A 20,759-nucleotide genomic window follows, 5' to 3' on the forward strand; every position below is an offset into this window, starting at 1 on the left:
TAATTTAAGTATGATTAGATTTTATTTTGTAATACTAATTAATTTTTGATTTACAAATGACTTAATCCCATCAGGACCTAACTCACGGCCATAGCCAGAACGTTTAATTCCACCAAATGGAAGTTCTGGATAAGCAACTTGAGTAATGCCATTAATGAATACCATTCCAGTATCAATCTTAGAAGCCATCTTAGATGCTCTTTCATGGTTTTTAGATACAATTGAGCCACCCAAACCATAATTAGAATCATTAGCAATTCTAACTGCATCGGCATCATCTTTGGCAACATAAAATTGAGCGACTGGACCAAAGAATTCTTCATAATATGCAGGATTGTCTTTAGAAATATTAGATAAAATAGTTGGATTATAGAAATCACCATGCATATCAGGTATTCCACCACCATATTCTATCTTGGCACCATTTTTCACTGCATTTTGAACTTGTTGATCTAACTTAGTTTGAGCACCTTTAGATGATAATGGTGCTAAAGTAGTGTTTTCATCCATCGGATCACCAGGTTGATATTTAGCAAATTCTGCTTTCAAAGCAGTCATAAATTTATCGGCAATACTTTGTTCAACAATGTAACGTTTGGATGATACACATACTTGTCCAGCATTCCATAATCTAGCATATGCAGCTAATTTGGCAGCTTTCTTAATATCAACATCATCTAAAACAACCATAACATCATTGCCACCAAGTTCCATGGTACTCTTCTTTAAGTTTTTACCAGCTTCAGCAGCAATGTGAGTACCTGCTTTTTCAGAACCAGTTAAGGCTACACCTTGTACTCTTTTATCAGCAATAATGTCAGCAATTTGTTCATGACTTACGAATAGATTCTGGTATGCTGCTTCAGGGGCGCCAGATTCTTTAATAATTTTTTCAAATGCTAACGCACAACCTGGACAATTGCTGGCGTGCTTAACCATCACTGGGTTACCGGCCATAAAGTTAGTCGCAAAAACACGCATTAATTGATAATATGGAAAGTTCCATGGTTCAACACACATAACAACACCAACAGGATTATTTTCTATCCATGAATTACCGGCACTTGTTAGTAATGGTTTAGGTGCTAAAAATTTTTCACCGTTTTCAGCATAGTACTTTGCAATGGATGCACTTAATTTAACTTCAGCAACCGCTTCAGTATAAAGTTTTCCCATATCTTTAACAATTGTTTTAGCTAGACTATCACAATTATTTAACATTAAATCAGCGACATTTTCCAAATAGTATTTTCTGGAAGCAACGGGCTTATTTTTCCATTCTTGATATAATTTTCCAGCCTTGTCTAAAGCTTTTTGAACATCTTCATCACTCATTGATTTATATTCTTTTAGAACTTCATTTGTATATGGATAAGTAGTAACGTATGCCATAATTTTAACCCCCACAAAAATTAATTTGTCAGCATTAATGAAAGCGCTTTATCAACTTGACAACTAAATACTAGTTCCAAAGATTAGCAAAAGCAAATGAAAAGGTTAACAAAGTAATATTTTACTAATGAAATGCTTAAATACATGCCCTAGTAACCAGGACTCCCTTAACCTTCAAAAATCTATATAAATATTTTTTATTATTGTTTATCTTTGCACAATAATAAAAAATAATTCATGTTAAAATCTTCAAATGAAGGAGTTTATAAATGAATAAAAAAATAATTTTCAAAGATATACTAATTGATGTACTATTATTAATTTTACCATTATGGATGATCATATACGGATTAATTGAGTTAGCCAAAGGTAGCCTATTTCATCCAGATGTATTCGTTCTTTTTGGAATCTTAATTATTGGCCCAATTAGCATTTTTAGAGTCTTTTTCTATCAAAGTAAAATTAAAGAGAATAATGGTTGGAAACATTCGATGTTTTACCAAAAATTTTTATTAATATTTTATATAACTTTTTTAATTATTAGTATCTTATTTTGGTTAATGTTTTTAGAAATTATCCCACCAATAACTTGGTAAAAAATAAACCTAGAAAAGCTTTAATGCTTTCCTAGGTTTATTTTTTATCTTTAATTCATCTTTTGCACAAAGGCAAACACATCGGTAGCGACAGCATTATTTAGATTAAAGTCATCTTTAATCTTATCTACTGCTGTCTTATCATCACTATGTTTTTGAATGATTGAATTAACCTTCAAAACATTATCTTTATCGTTTAGGAAGTCAGTTAAAGTTTGACGTTCTCTAAATTCTCTAACGATTCCATATACAACAACTACTACAATTAATAAAATTGAAAATATATTAAACATATATTTAAAAATCACTCCTATATTTATATATTATACGTTAGATTAAAATATAAATAAAGCGCCATGTTCAAATGAATCTATCGATAAATTAGATGAATTTTGCCTAAGATAGATAACACTGCAATCAAAAGCATAATAAATGAGCACAATACAAATTGAACAAGAATAGCTAAGATATCAGGCGCTTGGGAATAAAATTCAATAAATATAAAACAGCTCAGTGGTAATAATCCACCTATAACCCCAATAAATAAACCAGTCTTAAAGAAAAAATGATTTTTATGATATCGATAGATTAAAATTGCATCCAAAATAGAACAAGCGATGCTTGTTAATATTAAAATCCAGGCAATTGTCAGTAAAATAACATCGCCTAAGTCTTGATTAACATTATACAATGACATTCCAATTACAAAAGAAATCGGAATCGAAACAACCATTGCAACTCCAGTAAGAATATTTAGTAAACCAATACCAGTAAAATATTTATTAATAGTACAAAAACTCTTTTCCAAACATCATATTATCATAATCTTTTTTAGTACAATATTTACCTATAATTTACATGCCTTTTACTTAAATCATAAGAACATTTTATATAATACATTTGTACTTAAAATAAAGGAGTGATAAAAATGCATCGTAATTTCAAAAAAATCTTTACTTTTTCTGCAACTTCATTAATTTTATTTACCAGTATGGCAACAGTAATTACTAGCAATGAAAAAATTAGTGTACAAGCTTCCACTCAAACAGGCCGACAAATAAAGCTAAAAGGCACTGTAAATATTAGAGATCTAGGTGGCTATCAAAATACTAAAGGAAAAACTATTAAGTATAAAAAATTAATTCGAGCAGCTCAACTAAATACCGCAACTAAAGCTGATCTTAATAAGCTAAAAGATAATTATAATGTTGGCATCGATATAGACTTTAGAACCCCAAGTGAAATTGCGAAAGCAAACGATCCAAAGATTAATGGCATCAAATATGTAAAAGCGCCAGTTGTTTCTGATAAAGAAAACAAAGCAGATATTAAAGTTTTCAATAAAAATGGTGAAAAAGGAATGCTTCTTTATTACACCTACTTTATTAATCAAAACGGTCGCAAAAATTATCGTAAGTTATTTAACGAACTGTTGCATGCGCCCAAAGATAAAGCCGTTCTTTATCACTGCAGTTACGGAAAAGATCGTACTGGTTTTGCTACCGCACTGATTTTAACCGCTCTTAATTTTGACAAAAAGAAAATTTATCATGATTATCTACTATCTAATAAATACCGTGCTAAAGCTACTAATTCCGATTTAACATCCATGAAGAAAAATGGAGCTACTAAATTAGCTATTAAAAATGAATACTACAATGATATTGTTGAGAAACAATACTTAGATCAAGCATATAAACTAGCTGAACAAAAATATGGTTCAATGATGGGATACCTTAAAAAAGGCATTGGTTTAAGTATCCATGAGCTAAAAAACTACAAACTAAATATCTAGAATAAAATTAAAACACCAAGATAATACTTGATAAATTTTGCGTTTTTATTTGTATTATTATTTCTTTATGGTATATTATTGGTAGTTGATAAAAAATTCATTAAAGACACACAAAAAGCCCAACTACTCCCAATAGTTGAGCTTTTTTATTTTACCTAATCTTTATTAAATCGACACTTGAACTTTTTAATAAAGTAATCAATAACATGATCAAATAGGTTAATTAGAATTCCTGCAATAACAGAAGTGAAAATAGTTGATAATATGTTCATTAAAGACGCCTCCAATCATTGTCCTGATTGGCTACCCAGTGCCGACTATTTAATATTATATTAAAAATCTATAAAGATAAAGAATAATTATAAAATGACTCCATAAGGTTAATTAAAGATAATCTTACGGGTTTTAGTATGGTTTATTTTACTTTCAAATTTATTAATGCTTTTTATACAAAAAGCAATTAGTTTCATGATCATTAACTAAACCAGCTGCCTGCATGAAAGAATAAATCGTAACTGGTCCAGTAAATTTGAAACCATCCTTCTTCATTTGTTGACTAATCAATTTAGCCTTTTGATCAGTTGATGGGATTTGTGAATGGTTAGTATGGTGATGATTGATGGGTTTATTATCTATAAATTGCCAAATGTAATCATTAAATGAAGCTTTCATATTGTGAATAACTTTAGCATTATTAATAATGGCCTTAATCTTTAAACGGTTTCGAATAATGCCGACATTGCTCATTAAATCTTCTACTTGATCATTCATTTTCATTGCTTTAGTAATGTCAAAATTATTGAAAGCTTTTCTAAAATTATTCCGTTTGTTTAAAACCGTTTTCCAGCTAAGTCCTGCTTGCATAATTTCTAATGACAATAATTCAAATAGCTCACGATCATCATGACATGGACGCCCCCATTCATCATCATGATATTTTTGCATTAAGGCATTGTCGCCTACCCATGTGCAACGTTGGATATGTGTCATCTCCATTTTAATTTATATGTTAAATTTAATTTTAAATTATTTAACTTTTCCAAATATCGTTTTCTTCTATTAATTTTAGAATTAGTAATACCGCCAAAGTTAAACCATTTTGCATGTTTCATGCCTAATTGTTTCAATGTTTTATTAATAAATATTTTTTTAATACTATTACCCATTGCCAATTTAAAATAAAAAGTTGGTGTTGTAGATGTTGTAAAAACATAAGTGTGATTTAAATTATTTAATAAACCTCTTACACCAGTTTTAGTTATTGTATGAGTTAATCCTTCTCCTTCTTTCATAACCTTATCAATAAATCCTTTTAGCATTCCAGGAATACTATTCCACCAAATTGGAGTTATAAATATTATATCTGTAGATTCTTTAAGTAATTTTAGATATTTTACAACTAAAGTATCATGTGTTTTACCTAAATGAAATAATGATAATTCTTCACTATCATAAACTGGATTGAAATGGTCATTGTATAAATCTATAACGTTAAATTTTATATTATGTTTATTCAAATTATTTTTTATTGCCAGTAATTCTGCATGATTAAAACTATTATCATAAGGATGACAATAAACAATTAAAAAATTTTTATTCATTCTTATCACTTCCAACTAATTTATTTAAAGCATCTTTAATTATTAATAAATTTATTTCGCATACATTATTACTAATTAAATATCCATATCCTTGAATAAATGACCATAATTGAATAAAAGTATCATTAACTTTTTCTTTATCAATACACATAGAGATTATTTCTTTTGTTATCTTTAATAGTTTAAAATTCTTTTCTATATTATCGTCACTATATGCACCCAGAATATTAGGATTAAAAAATAAAAATTCCATCAAGTTTGTTTTATCATTAAATAATTTAATTATATTTATCCCTAGATTAAGTAAAGCTTCTTTAGGCTTTACCTTATAATTACCTATTTGGTTATATATTTCTAAGTACACCCTGTTTGAAAGAATGATACCTACATTAAAAAATAAGTCATCTTTGCTTATGAATCTTTTATAAAAAGAACCAGTAGTAACATCTAACTTACTTGCAATATTACGTAAAGAAATATTTTTATATCCATAATTATCTATTTCTTTTATAGTTAAATCAATAATTTTATCCTTATCAATATCTTTCATAATAAAATTCCTCCGTAAAAAAATAACAACGTTATTTTTAATCTGTGTAAATAATAACACTGTTATTTTTAATTACAAATTTATGATTTATTAAATAATTGATATAATCGTTTAAAAATAGAGGTGAATAGTATGGCTACCATAATTCTAATAAGAGGAAATTCAGGCAGTGGTAAAACTACTGTTGCAAAAAAGCTACATCAAATATTGGGAAGTAACAAACAGTTTATTAGTTTCTCAGGATTATATTAGACGCAATATGTTGCACGTAAAAGATAAGCCTGGAAATTTATCAATAAATTTAATTGATAATATTATCCAATATGGGATACAGAATTGCACTTATATAATAGTTGAAGGAATATTTATTAAAAAAATATATGGTCATATGCTTTTTAATAACTTAGAAAGGGCCAATAAATCTTTAAGTTATTATTATAACTTGTCCTTTGAAGAAACTATCAAAAGAAATAATACAAAGAAATTAAAAAAATTCAGCAAAACTTCCATGAAAAATTGGTTCATTCCACATGATTTCCTAGAAAATAAAAATGAAAAAATTATTAACGAAGAAATAAATCAATTTCAAATGTTAAATATTATTTTAAGTGATTTAAATCTAAATAAATTAGATATAAATACTTTTAATAAATTAAAACTGTAGTTATTAATTAATTTTATGTTGTTTATATTTGCCTAATATATCCAAACTTTCACCTAATTTTAGATGAAAGTTTTTCCTTAAATTTTTCACTTTTTCTGAATATTCTTGATCAGTCGATAATATTTTAATAATCAATTCTTTATTCCTATCACTTCTTAAAATATATTCAATTAACTTCTTTGATTTTTTCTCGTTTCTAAAATAAACAAAAGTATTAATTATTGTAAAAGTGAAAACAAAAATATTAAAAATATTCCAAAACATTTAAAAACCTCTTCTCCATTAATGACGTTCTATCTCTAAATATATTATAAAAAGACTAACTAGTAAAAATAGTTAGTCTTTTTATTCATAAATTATTTATTTTTATCAGCGTAATGTACCCATACACAAACTACAATCACAATAATTATGAGTAAAGCATATTGACCGACTGTATCCCAGTCAACATCGTTACCACCTAATAGATTAAATAAAGCAATACAGCATAAAATGAAAAATAAAAATTTCCACATTCTAAATATTAATCCAATACCATTACCGAGTAGTTTTAATAAATTCATATGTATCCTCCATGATTATAAAATCCCAATAATAAATATTATTCGTGAATATACAAAAATACAAGCTCATATTGTTATTAAAAAAATTGTTAGTCAATCAATTTTTTTATATCTAAGAATTGTATTACAAGATATAATGAAAAAGGTATTGCAATAATTATAACTATTATTATATAACAATAGTTATTCAAGATTAATGGATAGTATATTTAAAAATATACGTACAGAAAGAATTTCCTTGTATTTTATTTCCTTGTTTTCTTTATTACACTAAAAGGCCACTTTAATTGTGGCCTTTTTTATATACAAAAAATGTAAAAAATATAACTCATACGTATTCATGATATCCACGAAACTAAATAACTTGTATGATTTTAAATAGAATCATTCCCGCGCATGCGGGATAAACGGTACTAGATCGCTGTAAATACTCATTAACTCAGAATCACTCCCGCGCATGCGGGATATACAGACTGCTCTTGGACCACTGAGAAATGAAATTAGAATCACTCCCGCGCATGCGGGATATACTTAGTGGTAATAACTCCAGACAAATTGGCACAAGAATCACTCCCGCGCATGCGGGATATACACTAAAAGATCAGCGGCAAATCAACAATCCAAAATTACAGATCAAGTATTTTCATTCACTTTTATTATGATAGCATATCCACAAATTAATTAATATAAAATTATAAATACATAAAAAATTAATTTTGAATCTACATCTAATTATCTTATTTACACCCCACTCAAAAACCGCTATAATTATAAGCATACAAAAATAAAACATAGAAAAAGAGCGTTGATCGACAATTATTGACAGTAATTATCGACCAGCTAACAGAGTAATCGCACTTACTTGTTAACCTTTAACGCTCCTTAGTTATTATATAAGAGCTGAGGAGTAGTTGCAATATATCTAATACATATATGAGGGGACAAGTTTATTACTTGTGCCCTCTTTTTCTATCCCAAAGGATGGATAATGATGAAAAAATTTATTAAATTTGATGTCGAATTGCGCAAAGATGAACGTTTAAACAATGATACCCGTTTAGCTTATGCTTACTTATATGATCGAATGAATTCTTCAATTCAACGTCGTGAATTTTTTGATCAGAAGGTAAATGCCTACTACGTTATTTATACGGTGGAAGAAATGATTAAAGATTTAGGCGTTAGTCGCAATACCGTAATTAATGTTTATAAGAAGTTAGCTACTTGTGGCTACATCATTAAAAAGAAAGTCTTTAATGGTGCTACTAGATTCTTTTTACCTCATTTTCATGACGATAGTTTACATTCTAAACCCGTGAAAGTTGCAAATGACAACTCTAATCAAACTAACTTTAAACAAAATACATCTAAGACAGCTGTTACAGCTATTCAACAACAAAATAGAACTGTAAAAATTAGTGAATTTGATTTAATGCAAAATGTAGTTGATGGTTTAAAATCCAAAGCCGCCTTTGAATCTGATTTAATTAATACCTTAGTGAAATATTCTGAAAATGCTAGTTGCCTGTATAACTACGCTCAAATAATCTTTAAAACTAAAAAAGCCTCGCTTAATCGTTTGATTAAACGAGGCTACTGTAAAGCAACAAACGCTTTACGTTTTGAAACGAATTATTATATGCAAAGTGATTTAGTAAAGGTCATGCTCAACTTAATTATTCAAACACGCACTAATCATAAAATTTATAATAAAGATGCTTATATTGCGAAATCACTATATAAGTTTTTTGATGATGCCGTTTTAGATTATCATGATCGAATAAATATGGATAAAGTTACCAATTTTAACATCCCTATCCGCAAATTAGACGAATAAGTTACTGTTCATTTTTTAACTTACTTGCATAGTAATTAACAAAATTCTTTTGTGACTTGCTATGATAATATTTGTTTACTAAATATTTGATTGAAACATGACGTTGCTTTATATAATGGCCATGAGCAACATCTTGTTTGGATCCAACGTACCAGTATTTATAATAAGCGGTATTTCCATTATGTTTATAGTAGATAAAACTAGTTGGATCCCCGTTTCCCGTGACATAAGAATAACCTTTCATCATAATATTGTTTTTACTATCAGCATAGGAAAGTGCACCCATTTTTGTATATGCTTTAACCCATTTTAATGGATATAGATACTTAAGAGTCATCATTATCCCTAACTTCTTATCGTTCAATTTGTAATGACTATATGTACTAACGTTAGACTTAGCATTAATCGATACATTATTCACTGCAAATAGCATAACTGGTATAAATAACATTGTAATTAATAACGCCATTGTTGATTTCTTTGAAAATAACATAATTAATGTGCTTCTTTCTAAAATAATTTAAGTATATTTTACACCTTATGTACTGAGCATTCATATTACATTTATAAACAAATTCTAAAAATATTGTATTGGATTTTATAAATAAAGTGCTAGAATAGCATTCGTTTTAAAAATACATAATTGAAAGGAGCATAGTAATTAATGAAATTAACCAAACTTTTACTATGCATTATCGCAACACTATTATTAGGAATAAATTCATTGGAAATTAATGCCTTTGCATTTAGTACTGGTGCTCATGTTACTGAAACCACTCCCCACGAAGAAACCACAACAACTCATGAAGAAACCGAAACTACTGGTGCTGAACATGAGGATGAAACTACTAATACTAACACAAAGCACAATATGGATGATGATGAAATGTCAGATAACGCTAACGATGATGCTTCCGATAAGGATATTAATCAGCAAACTAAAATAAACCAAAATGACAACAAAAGTATTAATAATAATGACAAATATGGAAAATATAACGAAATTAAAAAGCCAAGTGATAGTAGCGCAGACGGTTTACCATATTGGTATTTTGTAAGTAATCATCATTTAGATAATAGTGATTCAAATGGTTACAACCATAATAGATTACGTGAACTAAAACGTTATTATAATCGTATTAAGATAACTAAAAACATTCCTAATCCAGTTGAAAATATGGATGCATTAAAAAAACAAAACAAAATAATCATTACTCTCAAAAATGTTTATAGCAATTATTTTAAAGATATTTACCCTAACATACCGATTGTTATCGCTAATAGTGATGTCGGTAAACAATTCATTAAAGATAATCATCTGACTTTTGATAATGAATCAATGGTATTTAATAAAGCTAATGGAAAAATGATAGGCCATGTTATTGAACCTGTAACCACAAAATATCAAAATCATATTAAAGACGAAATTAAACAACTAGTCCAAAAAATTAAAGATGAATCTGATGACGATGATGATTTTGGTGGCATGTTTATTTTTCTAATTACAATAATTGCGATTATTGTAGGATTAATAGTTCAATATAAGAATAAAAATACAAAGAATCAAAAATAATTTTTCGCAAATTATACTAATTAATTCAAATATATTAGGTGGCAGAAAATGCAAATTATTTTTATAATTTAATTGTGGATAAATTGTTCACAACCTTTTGTGCTATGATTCTCTCTAAAAAGTTTTCCATTTTATTGGAAAACTTTTTGATTTACTAAAACATTTTTCAATAAAAAAGAACACAATGTGAATATCACATTGTGTTCTTAAAATTAAAATAAGGCCAACCTTAAGCTATAAACGTTTAAAAGATAATACTATATTACATACCAAAGATGTTTAAAAATGATTTTACAATTTGTAAAATAGAATCTGCCATTTTCGATAGCTCCTTACTATAATTTATTTATATCTTATATTAAAAACACCCTCTAAAAACTTTTAATATAGAATATAGTTTTATTATAGCAATGATTTTAAAATATTAATTTCGATTATTTTAAGGATGTATATCAAACCATATACTAAAAAATACCAATCTTTTTAAGATTGGTATTTTTATTATTTATTTCAAATCTTTGAGTGCTTGTTGAGCAACCACATTAATAATATTCCATGGACGGTCAAATCCTGGTTGGAAGAAGAAATCAGCATAAGCTAAGTCTTCAACTTTCATATGAGATTGAATGGCCAATGAAATTACATTCATATTTTGGGTAGAATCTTGTGTAGACATAACTTGGCCACCCAAGATGGCATGTGTTTCTGGATTATAAGTTAGTTTAAATAGTACTTCAGCGTTACCAGCTTCATCTGGAACAAATGGCGGTCTAAATGTATCAGTTACCGTTGTTGATTGAGTTTTTACATCAAAACGAGATGCAGTTCCTTCTTTAATCCCAGTTGAAGCAAATTTGTAATCAAATACAGATAAGGCACTTGAACCTGATACTGGAACCATTGCATGTTCTTGACCTAATGCATTCATGGCAGCAGTTTTACCTTCACGACGAGCATTAGTGGCTAATGCAATAACTGATTTTTCTCCAGTCGGTGCAAATGGTACTAACGTTGCATCCCCAATTGCATAAATATCAGGTTCGCTAGTTTGCATATATTCATTGTTCTTAATAAAGCCATGATCATCCAACTCAACGATACCATCTAGCCATTCAGTATTAGGACGAATGCCGGCAGCTTCAACTACTAAATCAGCTGGAATTTCATTTCCCTTCGAAGTAATTGCAGTAGTGACTTTACCATCATTACCTTTATATTCGGCGACTCCTTGATTACCATAAAAATCAACATTATGGTCTTTCATGACTTTAGTTAAAGTATCAGTAAATTCTTTATCTAGATAAGCACCTAGTAATCTTTCATTAAATTCAATAATTGAAACATGCATCCCAGCTTTAGCAAATACTTCAGCAGCTTCAATGCCAATATAGCCAGAACCAATCACTGCAACATTCTTTACAGTAGGATCAACTGTTTTTTCCTTTAGTTTAATTGCCCAATCACGGCCACGCATTTTATAAATATTTTGTAAGTCCTCACCTTTTACACCAAGGCTTGCTGGATTAGCTCCAGGACTAATGATTAATTTATCATAATGTTCGTCTCGTTCACTACCATCATTATGATTTAATACATGAACAGAATGATTTGCAGGATCAATAGCGCTAATTTCTTGTTTTACAAAAACATCAACGCCCTCTTTGTGCATTTGATCAGGTTTAGCATAACTAACATCATTAACGTGTTTAACTACCCCTTCAAGATATAATTGCATCCCACAAGATAGGAAAGAAATGAAATCTCCTTTTTCATACCATTGAATTTCGGTATCTGGTGCGTCTGATAAAATCTGACGAACAGCATCATAACCACCATGAGAAGAACCTAAAACTATAACTTTCATAAAATATAAACCTACCTTTCATTTCTTGAACAATTTATAAGAGTTTTTACTTTATAACAATTATTAACTACAAGAAAAATATAACAAATATACTTGGTATTTACAAATTATATGATTAGCAATTTTGAAACAAAATATTATAGTCTCAATTTTAATCAGACTATACTTTAAGTGAAGGTTTTGTGAGAAAGGTGGAGTTATTATGTTTAATTATAATATTTTATCTTTAGTACAAAAAATTGCGAAAGATTATCCTGACAAAGTAGTTAGCTTAGATAGTATTTTAAATTATGTAAAAAATGATTTAAAAATGGCTATTCCAGATAAGGAAAAATTAGTTAACGAATATGTAAAAACCAAAAGTCAATTTAACTTAGTAACTGTTGGTAAGTTAACTAAGAAATTAATTGCAATTTGTGATAATGATGGAATTAAACTACCTAATAAATTTAAAACTAGCTTAATGAATAATTCTAAGAATCATGAATTAATTGACTTAGATAAATTTGGTAATATTAATAAGCATCCTAATAAGACTGGTGGCATTAGTGTTAAATTCACTTTGGACAATTTGATTAAAAATGGTTTGCCTAAGCCCGTCACTTATAAAGAGTTGGATTATCGCGTAAAAGATTATTTAAATTATGTTGTTACCGATGATCAACCTAATGTTGCTAATTATGTTCATAAAGAAGATCAACAAATAGATAAATTTATTGAGTTAATTTCTGAAATAGCAATCCAAATTCCTGATAAGAAAGCGTCTAGGAATACTTTATTAAGTCTATTAAAGGGAAATCATGCACAAAATAAATTATTATTATGCAGTATTTTATTAGATGCCCATATGATGGCAGCTAGAGATTTTAGATTATTTAATGAAGATGATGTGGCTTTTACTAATAAATATCCTAAGCAAAAGAAAGCTTTAGATAAAATGATTGATGATGACTTAATCATGAACTTAAATGGTTATGAAAATAAAGCTAATGATAAAACTAACTTTGATATGCGTGAATTTGTAAAAGTTCCTGAGTGTGTAACTTATAATGAGTTATTGCATAAGTTAATAAACAATCGGATTAAAAAATAAAAGTATATATTAATTGCTTTTAAGATTAATGGTAGTAATATTATAAAAAATTAACTGAATTGGTTAATTTTAATTATCTTAAAAGGGACTTGATGCAATTGAAAATGAACAAAATGTTAGTAACATTATCATTAGCACTACCTTTAGCAACAGTAACTCCAGCCATTACCGATGTAACCGCTAGTGCTGCTCAAAATAGTCATAAGGTGACTCATCATAAGGAAAGTGAAAAATCATTTGCTTTAGATAAAGTTGATAATTATAAGAAAGCTAAGACATATAAGTTAAAAACTAAAGATATTAAAATTTACCAAGCCTTGTTTATGGCCGATCAACCAGTGGTATCATTCAGCCACGCTAAAACAGTTAAAGTTAATGACAAAAAAGTACGCGTTGATAAAAAGATTGTGGTTAAAGAAAGCAAGGCTAAACTTGCTAAAATACTAAAAGATAAAAAGAGCTATAAAGCAGCTAAGAATGTGGAATATTTACACGTTGAAAAAATTGGCTGGATTAAGGCTTCTGAAGTTAAATAATGAAAATAAAAAATCGATGTCATAATGTTGGCATCGACTTTTTCTATTTATTGTTGTAAATAAAATATCCTTCATAACTTTTCTTGCTATTTAACTTATTGTTTTTAGTTTTATTACTATAAAATGACCAGATAGAAATATGATTTTTATCATGAACTTTTATCAAATTAGTAACTCCAGCCATCCCATCATCATTAAATTCATAATACATGGCACTATGATGCTTAAATGGAATTGAACCTGCTTTAAGTAAATAATAATTATTACCAATATATTTATAATATGGATTCATTCCAGCAATAGCTGAATATGGAACCCCACTACCAATTTCTTTTTTCTTAAGATTATAATTAATTGTTAGTGGATTATATCCCCTTTCTTTTGTGAAAAGAGTAAAAGTTCTATTATATCCAGATTGCTCAAATTTAAACTTACTTTTTTTATTTCCACCATGTTTAATATAATTAGTTTGCCAAACACCCTTACGAACTAATACTTTAGGGTTACCTTTTCTCCAACCACCATTAGTAGACGCATGAACATTACTAGTTAAAACAAATGAGAACATAAGCGCTAATATCAATGATAGTAATGTAAATTTTTTATTAATTTTCATAAAATCACTTCCTGTAATTAAATTATACTCCTACTTTAGATTTACTAATATTACTACGTAAATCAGAGTAGTCTTTTTTAATTTTATTTCTAGTCCATGTTTCAATCCCATTCATAAGAGTATAGCTCTTTAGTACTCTTTTACCATGAATACGGTTTTTAGATAACCAAACATATGGGCTTTCATCTTTGTAAGGAACTAATTTTCCATTTAATACATATGTGTTTCCAGCAAAATCCATATCTTTTTTATTAATTTTTTGTACATATAACATAAATGCACTATTCATTTTATGATCATTAATATCATATAATTTCATTCCATCTTGATAAACTGCCTTCTTACCAATATACATATGATAAGTTTGCCAATCTCCATAGTTATTTTGCCCAGATTCATACCAATTGCCTCTTAGTTCCGTTGGGGTTTCATAATGGCCCTTATACTTTGCGTAAGTTGATATATTACTAACAACTAAAAATAATGTTAAAGCTAAAAGTAATGAGCAACAAAAACCAATTACCGTTTTTTTATATAATTCCATAAGTATCTCCTTTAGTTAAATATTATGTATCTCAAGCTTAAACTTTCATTTAAGTAAAGACAAATCCAAAAGCTTAGTTATCGTTTTACAATAATTTAATATTGTTTTACAATAAAATAATTAACAAAAGGAGATAATTTTTATGAATACTTTGAACAAAATAGTTTTTAGGATTGCAAGATTATTAATCCAGGTCTTTTTAATAATAATGTATTTCTTTGAAGTAATATTTTTAATTGGAATGATTATATTATTATTTCATTTAGACAATGATAATGCATCAACCTATAGTAGAGGAATTGCTAATACTAATATATATGTTAATGGCTCCATAATTATAATTCTAATTATGTTAATGTTAGTAACCTTAATATTAATTAGTAAAAACATAAAAAAAATAATATATAATCTAGATAGAAAAAATTACTTTATTCAAAATAATGCTATTTCTATAAGAAATATTCTTTATTCTTTCATTGCATTTATAGGATTTAATTTAATTATAAATGTATATACTAGTATTAATAAATTGCAGAATATATCTGGAATATTTAATATTGGTCATTCTTCAATAATTAACTATATAATATATTTTATCATTTTAATTACGATTTACGTTATATATAATGTATTCAAACAAGGAATTAAAGTTCAGCAAGACTCTGATAGTGTTATTTAAGGAGCAAACTTAATGATAGAAATAAATTTAGATGTAGTTATGTTAAAAAGACATATTTCATCGAAAGAACTAGCTAAAAGAATTGGTATAACTCAGGCTAACTTATCAATTTTAAAAAACAATAAGGCTAAAGGAATTAGATTTAATACACTAGAAAAAATATGCAAAGAATTAAATTGCAATCCTGGAGATATAATAAAAAGGATAAGTTAAATTGTGTATATAAAATAATAACTAATCAATGCATTGAATAAACATTTAAAAAAATACTAGGAGGTTTAATTATGAATATTAATATGACACCCATCAAGAATGATAATGTTGATACATTAAAAGCCATTAGCATTGAAACTTTTAGAGACACATTTGGTGACTATAATAGTAAAGAAAATATGCAAAATCACTTTGATACAGCCTACAATATTGATGAGCTTAAAAAAGAAATTAATGATCAAAATAGTAATTTTAAATTTGTTTTTTGTGATCATAAATTAGCTGGCTATTTAAAATTAAACATTGGAGACAGCCAGTCAGAACTTAAAGTCAAAAATGCATTAGAAGTAGAAAGAATTTACATCAAAAAAGAATTTAAAAGAAAATGCCTTGGCACATTCTTAATCAACTATGCAATGGAACAAGCCAAAAAGAATGGCTTAAATACTGTTTGGTTAGGTGTATGGGAAAAGAATGAAGCTGCTATTCATTTCTATAAAAGAATGGGCTTCAGAGAATTTGATGACCACGTTTTCCAATTAGGAAATGATCAGCAAAGAGACTTATTATTCAAGAAAACTGTTAGATAACTAGATATAAATAAAAATAAGAGGCTAAATTCAAAAATGAATTTAACCTCTTAAAATTTATCTTAACCTGGTAAAGACCCAGTAAGTAATTGAATAATTCCATATATATCGTCGGGAAATGCCATAATAGCAGCTTCATCCACTTCTTCTGGAGTCATTTTTTTACTAATAATGATTGACAATGCGTTAGCAATTTGTACTGATTGACTACCTAAAATGGTAGCCCCAACAATTTGATGCGCTTTATTTAGAATAATCGTTGCCTCAGATGTATTTTTATAAGCAGGTTCAAATACTAACATCCCATATGGGACTCTTTTAATTTCATAATCATCATTGTCTTTAACATCTTGAACCTTTAGTCCAACTTGGGCCAAACGTGGTAACGAGAATAATGCTTCAGCAATTGGTGGGTATTTAATTGCTGGATTATCATCATTTAAAATTTCTTTTGCAATGTAATTAGATTCAAAAGTAGCAGTTGGTGTCAACTTAGGTTCTTTTTTATCAATTGTATCCCCACTAACAAAGATGTTCTTAACACTAGTTCTTAAATGATCATCGACCTTAATGCCTTTCGGACCAGCTGTAATATCTAGCTTATCTAAGCCTAGGTGTTCATAATTAGCAACTCTTCCCGTAGCATCTAATACATAGTCAGTATTAACTTTTAGTCCTTCTTTAGTCTTTAAGACTAATCCTTCGTCAGTCTTAGTAATTGAATCAACATTTTGATTAAAATCAAAGTTAATCCCGTTTTTCTTCATTCTCTTTGTTAGTTTTTTAACATATTTAGAATAGAAATTACGTAATGGTTGATCAGAATGGCCAATCACTTCAACTTCTGCTCCTGCAGCATGTGCTAGATCAGCAAATTCATATGAAATAATCCCAGTTCCAATAAACGTTATATGTTTAGGCATCGTAGGCATGCTTAAAAAGTCACGACTATCGTGCAAGTATTCTTGACCATCAATATTCAACTTAGAAGGACGAAGCCCAGTCCCAATCACAATATAGTCAGTTTCATAAATATCTTCACCAACTTGCACATGATTCTGATCTTTAATCGAACCCCAACCATCAATGATATCAATACCTAACTTAGGAAATGATTCTCTGATAGCCTTATGATCAGGATCTGAATCTAACATTTTATGTTTATGATCCATTAAAGCTGGCCAATCAATTTTCACTTCACCTTTTAGACCAGTAGTATTTTCAACCTGATGGACAACGTCAGCAGGTCGATCTAACAAGAATTTAGCATTACAGCCATAATTAGTACAAGTACCAAAAATTTTATCGCCTTCAATTAATGCTACTTTTTTACCTTTTTGAGCTAATTTCAAAGCTCCATGCCATGTAGCATGGCCACTTCCAATAAACATAACATCATATTTTTCAGTCATAATCATACTTCTTTCATATATTAATTTTATTTGATGTTACATAGTGTAGCAAAATTAAAAATAAAAATATCTTAAAAAGCTCACTTAATTTATAGTAATAATCCTAAAAAATAGTGTTACCATAGATTTAATAAAATAATAAAATTTAAAAATAATTAATAAGGGGATAATAAGATCAACGATTTAATAAAGAAAATATTATTAAATTCCAAATATAGTAATGTCCAATTACATCCATATGAAAACAAATCAAAAGCAAAAGTTAAATACAAGGATAGCTACAGAAGAAAATATTTTGTGCATAGTATTCTTAGATGCGATTATTGGATCAAAGATAAAAGCATTAGGAATCAAATGTTCAACTATATTGAAGACGAGAAGAATTCAATTAAAATTACAGGCAATAACAATATTTTAAACAAAGATGATTTGGATAACCTATCAAAATCATTGTTGAATTTAATTAGTAAATTAAATTATGACGCCAAAAAATATATGCAAAATGGTAAAGAATCAATTTCACCATATGTGGATATTTTTAGAAAAGGTGATAATGCTTTATTAAGCATTAGATTAGAAGGCATTCACCCTGCTAAAGAAAAAGTAATTTAAGAACAAAAAAGCGCACTAAGAAAATATCTTAGTGCGCTTTTTGTATAGTTGAAAAATCATTTAAAAATAAATGTATCTAAAATAAATGTAAGCAACGATACTGAAATTATAATAATAATAAAAGCTACAACAGCAGTTTTTAACTCAATCCTTTTTTCAAATACTTGTAATAACAAAGAAAAAATTAATCCAATAGTAGCAAGTAACACAGAAATTATGTATAGCAAATATATATCCATTTATATACTCCATATCTTATAACATCTAAAAGTTTTTAAAATTCATAGGTCCCATATATTTTATGAGTTAGATATACTGAAATGATCCAAATGACTAATAAATTTATTAAAACAATTATAAACGGTAACGGTATAATAAAAACTAAAAGAGCATCTAATAACAATAGTAGTGGGATGAAACTCAAAATGATACAAGATATTAAGTATATAGCTATAAAAATTAAGATCCAAATAATTTTATGTTGAATCATATTATTTCTACGAATTTTAAAATCTTCATCATATTTATTCAAAAAAATTTCTCCCTAACTTTTTGAATTATATCATAAACAAAATAAAAAATACTCTCAATAATTGAGAGCATTTTTTATTATTCTTACATATATTTATCAACTAATTTTTCAAAATTCTTATTTTCTAGTGGGTAAGCAATTATCTTATAGTTTAATAAATCTGAATCAGTTACATTATGAGAAATGGAGTTATAACCCCATGAACCGGTTCCAAGTGTTAATGATGGATCCATTCCATTAACAATATCACCAACACCACCAATACCACATTGGGTATTAACTAAAATACGACAAGCTTTCATGGTTAAACCAAATTCAGTGATTAAGTCATCATCAGTAGTACGAATAGCTGCAGTATGGCCTAAACCACCATAATTTAATAATGCTTCAACAATTCTGAAAGCATCTTTGTGGTCGGAAGCCTTGTAAACTGAAACCACTGGCGATAATTTTTCACCTGATAGCAAATAATCATGACCAATGCCAGTTAATTCAGCAGCTAGTACCTTAGTATCAGAAGGTACTTCAATGCCAGCCATTTCAGCAATCTTAGTAGCTGGACGCCCAGCAATTGGTCCATTCACACCACCAGTTTTTTCATTAAACATAGTTTTAGCTAATTTTTCTTGATCTGATTCTTTAATAAAGTAAACACCCTTATCAGTTAATTTACCTTTTAAATCATCATAAATATCATTATCAATCACTAAACTATTTTCAGTAGCACAAATCATTCCGTTATCAAAAGTTTTTGATGCCAAAATATCATTAGCAGCCGCTTCTAAGTCAGCTGATTTTTCAACATAAAGTGGACCATTACCAGGACCTACACCCAATGCTGGCTTACCAGTTGAATAAGCCGCCTTTACCATGGCAGGACCGCCAGTAGCTAACGTAGTTGCGACCCCATCATTATTAATTAATTTATTAGTTGCTTCAATACTTGGTTCAGTAATCCATTGGATACTTCCTTCAGGAGCACCTGCTTTAATCGCAGCATCTAATACTACTTGTGCAGCCTTTGATGAACTCTTCATTGCTTGAGGATGAAAACTAAAAATGATTGGATTTCTAGTTTTCATTGCCAAAATAGCTTTGAACAAGGTTGTTGAAGTTGGATTAGTAACTGGTGTAATCCCAGCTAAGACACCTAGTGGTTCAGCCACTGTAACTGTCTTTCTTTCATCATTTTTATCCACAATTCCAACTGTTTTATGATCTTTAATGCGATGACCAACTTGACCAGAAGCAAAGATATTTTTGATTGCCTTATCATGAGCAACACCGCGACCAGTTTCTTCATAGGCCATGTCAGCTAGTTCTTTACTATTTTCCAAACCAGCTTTTACCATTGCATCAACAATCTGATCAACTTTTGTTTGATCAAAATTCATCATAACTTTTAATGCATCGTTTGATTTTGTTACTAATTTATCAATCATTTCATCAACTTGAACCATTAAGAACATCCTCCTTCAGAAAATCCTAATATGTCAT

25 protein-coding genes and 1 pseudogene are annotated in these 20,759 nt (G+C 28.3%); 12 read left to right on the forward strand and 14 right to left on the reverse strand.

Going from position 1 to position 20,759, the window contains the following annotated elements; translation table 11 throughout:
- Positions 1-21 precede the first annotated feature (21 nt).
- Positions 22-1,392, reverse strand: coding sequence for an NAD-dependent succinate-semialdehyde dehydrogenase (locus tag C7N44_RS04860; protein ID WP_105956789.1), 1,371 nt, complete (start codon positions 1,390-1,392; stop codon positions 22-24).
- Positions 1,393-1,661: 269 nt separating this feature from the next.
- Between C7N44_RS04860 and C7N44_RS04865 the strand changes: the two genes are divergently transcribed.
- Positions 1,662-1,988: a hypothetical protein gene (locus tag C7N44_RS04865; protein WP_105956790.1), complete on the forward strand. Its 327-nt coding sequence runs from the start codon at positions 1,662-1,664 to the stop codon at positions 1,986-1,988.
- Between the two features lie 50 nt (positions 1,989-2,038).
- Here the strand turns inward: C7N44_RS04865 and C7N44_RS04870 are convergent, their stop codons facing one another.
- Both C7N44_RS04870 and C7N44_RS04875 read right to left on the reverse strand, forming a co-directional pair.
- Positions 2,039-2,281, reverse strand: a complete 243-nt coding sequence (locus C7N44_RS04870; RefSeq protein ID WP_105956791.1) for a hypothetical protein — start codon at positions 2,279-2,281, stop codon at positions 2,039-2,041.
- Between the two features lie 77 nt (positions 2,282-2,358).
- Positions 2,359-2,796 carry a hypothetical protein gene (locus tag C7N44_RS04875; protein WP_105956792.1) on the reverse strand — a complete coding sequence of 146 codons (438 nt, stop codon included), beginning with the start codon at positions 2,794-2,796 and terminating at the stop codon, positions 2,359-2,361.
- A gap of 120 nt (positions 2,797-2,916) precedes the next feature.
- On the opposite strand from C7N44_RS04875, the gene C7N44_RS04880 reads away from it, so the two are divergent.
- Positions 2,917-3,783: a tyrosine-protein phosphatase gene (locus C7N44_RS04880; protein ID WP_105956793.1), complete on the forward strand. Its 867-nt coding sequence runs from the start codon at positions 2,917-2,919 to the stop codon at positions 3,781-3,783.
- 435 nt (positions 3,784-4,218) lie between these two features.
- On the opposite strand, the gene C7N44_RS04885 is transcribed toward C7N44_RS04880, so the two are convergent.
- Genes C7N44_RS04885 through C7N44_RS04895 form a run of 3 tightly spaced genes read right to left on the reverse strand, consistent with a single transcriptional unit; the run spans position 4,219 to position 5,934 of the window.
- On the reverse strand, positions 4,219-4,773 hold the full coding sequence (locus C7N44_RS04885) for a DNA-3-methyladenine glycosylase I (protein WP_105956794.1): 555 nt from the start codon (positions 4,771-4,773) through the stop codon (positions 4,219-4,221).
- Positions 4,770-5,384 carry an NAD(P)H-dependent oxidoreductase gene (locus C7N44_RS04890; protein WP_105956795.1) on the reverse strand — a complete coding sequence of 205 codons (615 nt, stop codon included), beginning with the start codon at positions 5,382-5,384 and terminating at the stop codon, positions 4,770-4,772. The genes C7N44_RS04885 and C7N44_RS04890 overlap by 4 nt, the downstream gene beginning before the upstream one ends.
- A complete protein-coding gene (locus C7N44_RS04895; RefSeq protein ID WP_105956796.1) occupies positions 5,377-5,934 on the reverse strand; it encodes a TetR/AcrR family transcriptional regulator in 558 nt (185 codons plus the stop codon). Before C7N44_RS04895 ends, C7N44_RS04890 begins: the two co-directional genes overlap by 8 nt.
- Before the next feature lie 132 nt (positions 5,935-6,066).
- Here C7N44_RS04895 and C7N44_RS08120 point away from each other — a divergent pair, with 132 nt between their 5' ends.
- Both C7N44_RS08120 and C7N44_RS04900 read left to right on the forward strand, forming a co-directional pair.
- A complete protein-coding gene (locus C7N44_RS08120; protein ID WP_225362947.1) occupies positions 6,067-6,186 on the forward strand; it encodes a sigma 54-interacting transcriptional regulator in 120 nt (39 codons plus the stop codon).
- 7 nt (positions 6,187-6,193) lie between these two features.
- Positions 6,194-6,598 carry a P-loop NTPase family protein gene (locus C7N44_RS04900; RefSeq protein WP_263851160.1) on the forward strand — a complete coding sequence of 135 codons (405 nt, stop codon included), beginning with the start codon at positions 6,194-6,196 and terminating at the stop codon, positions 6,596-6,598.
- 3 nt (positions 6,599-6,601) lie between these two features.
- On the opposite strand, the gene C7N44_RS04905 is transcribed toward C7N44_RS04900, so the two are convergent.
- The gene (locus C7N44_RS04905; RefSeq protein WP_105956797.1) at positions 6,602-6,862 is read right to left on the reverse strand and encodes a hypothetical protein; all 261 of its coding nucleotides are present in this window, start codon (positions 6,860-6,862) and stop codon (positions 6,602-6,604) included.
- Positions 6,863-6,954: 92 nt separating this feature from the next.
- Positions 6,955-7,161 (reverse strand): hypothetical protein, encoded by a 207-nt coding sequence (locus C7N44_RS04910; RefSeq protein ID WP_105956798.1) that lies wholly within the window; start codon positions 7,159-7,161, stop codon positions 6,955-6,957.
- A 991-nt stretch (positions 7,162-8,152) separates the two neighbouring features.
- Here C7N44_RS04910 and C7N44_RS04915 point away from each other — a divergent pair.
- Positions 8,153-8,998, forward strand: coding sequence for a replication initiator protein A (locus C7N44_RS04915; protein ID WP_167387289.1), 846 nt, complete (start codon positions 8,153-8,155; stop codon positions 8,996-8,998).
- A 1-nt stretch (position 8,999) separates the two neighbouring features.
- Here C7N44_RS04915 and C7N44_RS04920 read toward each other — a convergent pair whose 3' ends face one another.
- Positions 9,000-9,491, reverse strand: coding sequence for an Lreu_0056 family protein (locus C7N44_RS04920; protein WP_105956800.1), 492 nt, complete (start codon positions 9,489-9,491; stop codon positions 9,000-9,002).
- A 171-nt stretch (positions 9,492-9,662) separates the two neighbouring features.
- On the opposite strand from C7N44_RS04920, the gene C7N44_RS04925 reads away from it, so the two are divergent.
- Positions 9,663-10,571 (forward strand): hypothetical protein, encoded by a 909-nt coding sequence (locus C7N44_RS04925; RefSeq protein ID WP_105956801.1) that lies wholly within the window; start codon positions 9,663-9,665, stop codon positions 10,569-10,571.
- Positions 10,572-11,076: 505 nt separating this feature from the next.
- Here the strand turns inward: C7N44_RS04925 and C7N44_RS04930 are convergent.
- Positions 11,077-12,435: an FAD-dependent oxidoreductase gene (locus C7N44_RS04930; protein WP_105956802.1), complete on the reverse strand. Its 1,359-nt coding sequence runs from the start codon at positions 12,433-12,435 to the stop codon at positions 11,077-11,079.
- Between the two features lie 202 nt (positions 12,436-12,637).
- On the opposite strand from C7N44_RS04930, the gene C7N44_RS04935 reads away from it, so the two are divergent.
- Both C7N44_RS04935 and C7N44_RS04940 read left to right on the forward strand, forming a co-directional pair.
- Positions 12,638-13,528, forward strand: coding sequence for a hypothetical protein (locus C7N44_RS04935; protein ID WP_105956803.1), 891 nt, complete (start codon positions 12,638-12,640; stop codon positions 13,526-13,528).
- Between the two features lie 98 nt (positions 13,529-13,626).
- Positions 13,627-14,064, forward strand: coding sequence for a hypothetical protein (locus C7N44_RS04940; protein WP_157945048.1), 438 nt, complete (start codon positions 13,627-13,629; stop codon positions 14,062-14,064).
- 43 nt (positions 14,065-14,107) lie between these two features.
- Here the strand turns inward: C7N44_RS04940 and C7N44_RS04945 are convergent, their stop codons facing one another.
- Together C7N44_RS04945 and C7N44_RS04950 are read right to left on the reverse strand one after the other, a co-directional pair.
- Complete coding sequence (locus tag C7N44_RS04945; protein ID WP_105956805.1) at positions 14,108-14,680, reverse strand: hypothetical protein; 573 nt, start codon at positions 14,678-14,680, stop codon at positions 14,108-14,110.
- 22 nt (positions 14,681-14,702) lie between these two features.
- Entirely contained in the window at positions 14,703-15,224 is a 522-nt protein-coding gene (locus C7N44_RS04950) for a hypothetical protein (protein WP_105956806.1), read from the reverse strand.
- 142 nt (positions 15,225-15,366) lie between these two features.
- Between C7N44_RS04950 and C7N44_RS04955 the strand changes: the two genes are divergently transcribed.
- The 3 genes from C7N44_RS04955 to C7N44_RS04965 all read left to right on the forward strand — a co-directional run bounded on the left by C7N44_RS04955 (position 15,367) and on the right by C7N44_RS04965 (position 16,706).
- Positions 15,367-15,903, forward strand: coding sequence for a DUF2975 domain-containing protein (locus C7N44_RS04955; RefSeq protein WP_105956807.1), 537 nt, complete (start codon positions 15,367-15,369; stop codon positions 15,901-15,903).
- Between the two features lie 12 nt (positions 15,904-15,915).
- The gene (locus tag C7N44_RS04960) at positions 15,916-16,116 is read left to right on the forward strand and encodes a helix-turn-helix domain-containing protein (protein WP_105956808.1); all 201 of its coding nucleotides are present in this window, start codon (positions 15,916-15,918) and stop codon (positions 16,114-16,116) included.
- A gap of 71 nt (positions 16,117-16,187) precedes the next feature.
- Positions 16,188-16,706 (forward strand): GNAT family N-acetyltransferase, encoded by a 519-nt coding sequence (locus C7N44_RS04965; protein ID WP_105956809.1) that lies wholly within the window; start codon positions 16,188-16,190, stop codon positions 16,704-16,706.
- Between the two features lie 62 nt (positions 16,707-16,768).
- Here the strand turns inward: C7N44_RS04965 and C7N44_RS04970 are convergent, their stop codons facing one another.
- A complete protein-coding gene (locus C7N44_RS04970) occupies positions 16,769-18,118 on the reverse strand; it encodes a dihydrolipoyl dehydrogenase family protein (RefSeq protein ID WP_167387290.1) in 1,350 nt (449 codons plus the stop codon).
- A 297-nt stretch (positions 18,119-18,415) separates the two neighbouring features.
- Here C7N44_RS04970 and C7N44_RS04975 point away from each other — a divergent pair, with 297 nt between their 5' ends.
- A complete protein-coding gene (locus C7N44_RS04975; protein ID WP_157945049.1) occupies positions 18,416-18,730 on the forward strand; it encodes a hypothetical protein in 315 nt (104 codons plus the stop codon).
- Between the two features lie 621 nt (positions 18,731-19,351).
- Here the strand turns inward: C7N44_RS04975 and C7N44_RS04985 are convergent.
- Positions 19,352-20,731 (reverse strand): annotated as a pseudogene (locus C7N44_RS04985) (aldehyde dehydrogenase family protein); the annotation flags it as partial.
- Positions 20,732-20,759 lie beyond the last annotated feature (28 nt).

It is taken from the genome of Apilactobacillus quenuiae (genome assembly GCF_002994005.1).
GTDB lineage: Bacteria > Bacillota > Bacilli > Lactobacillales > Lactobacillaceae > Apilactobacillus > Apilactobacillus quenuiae.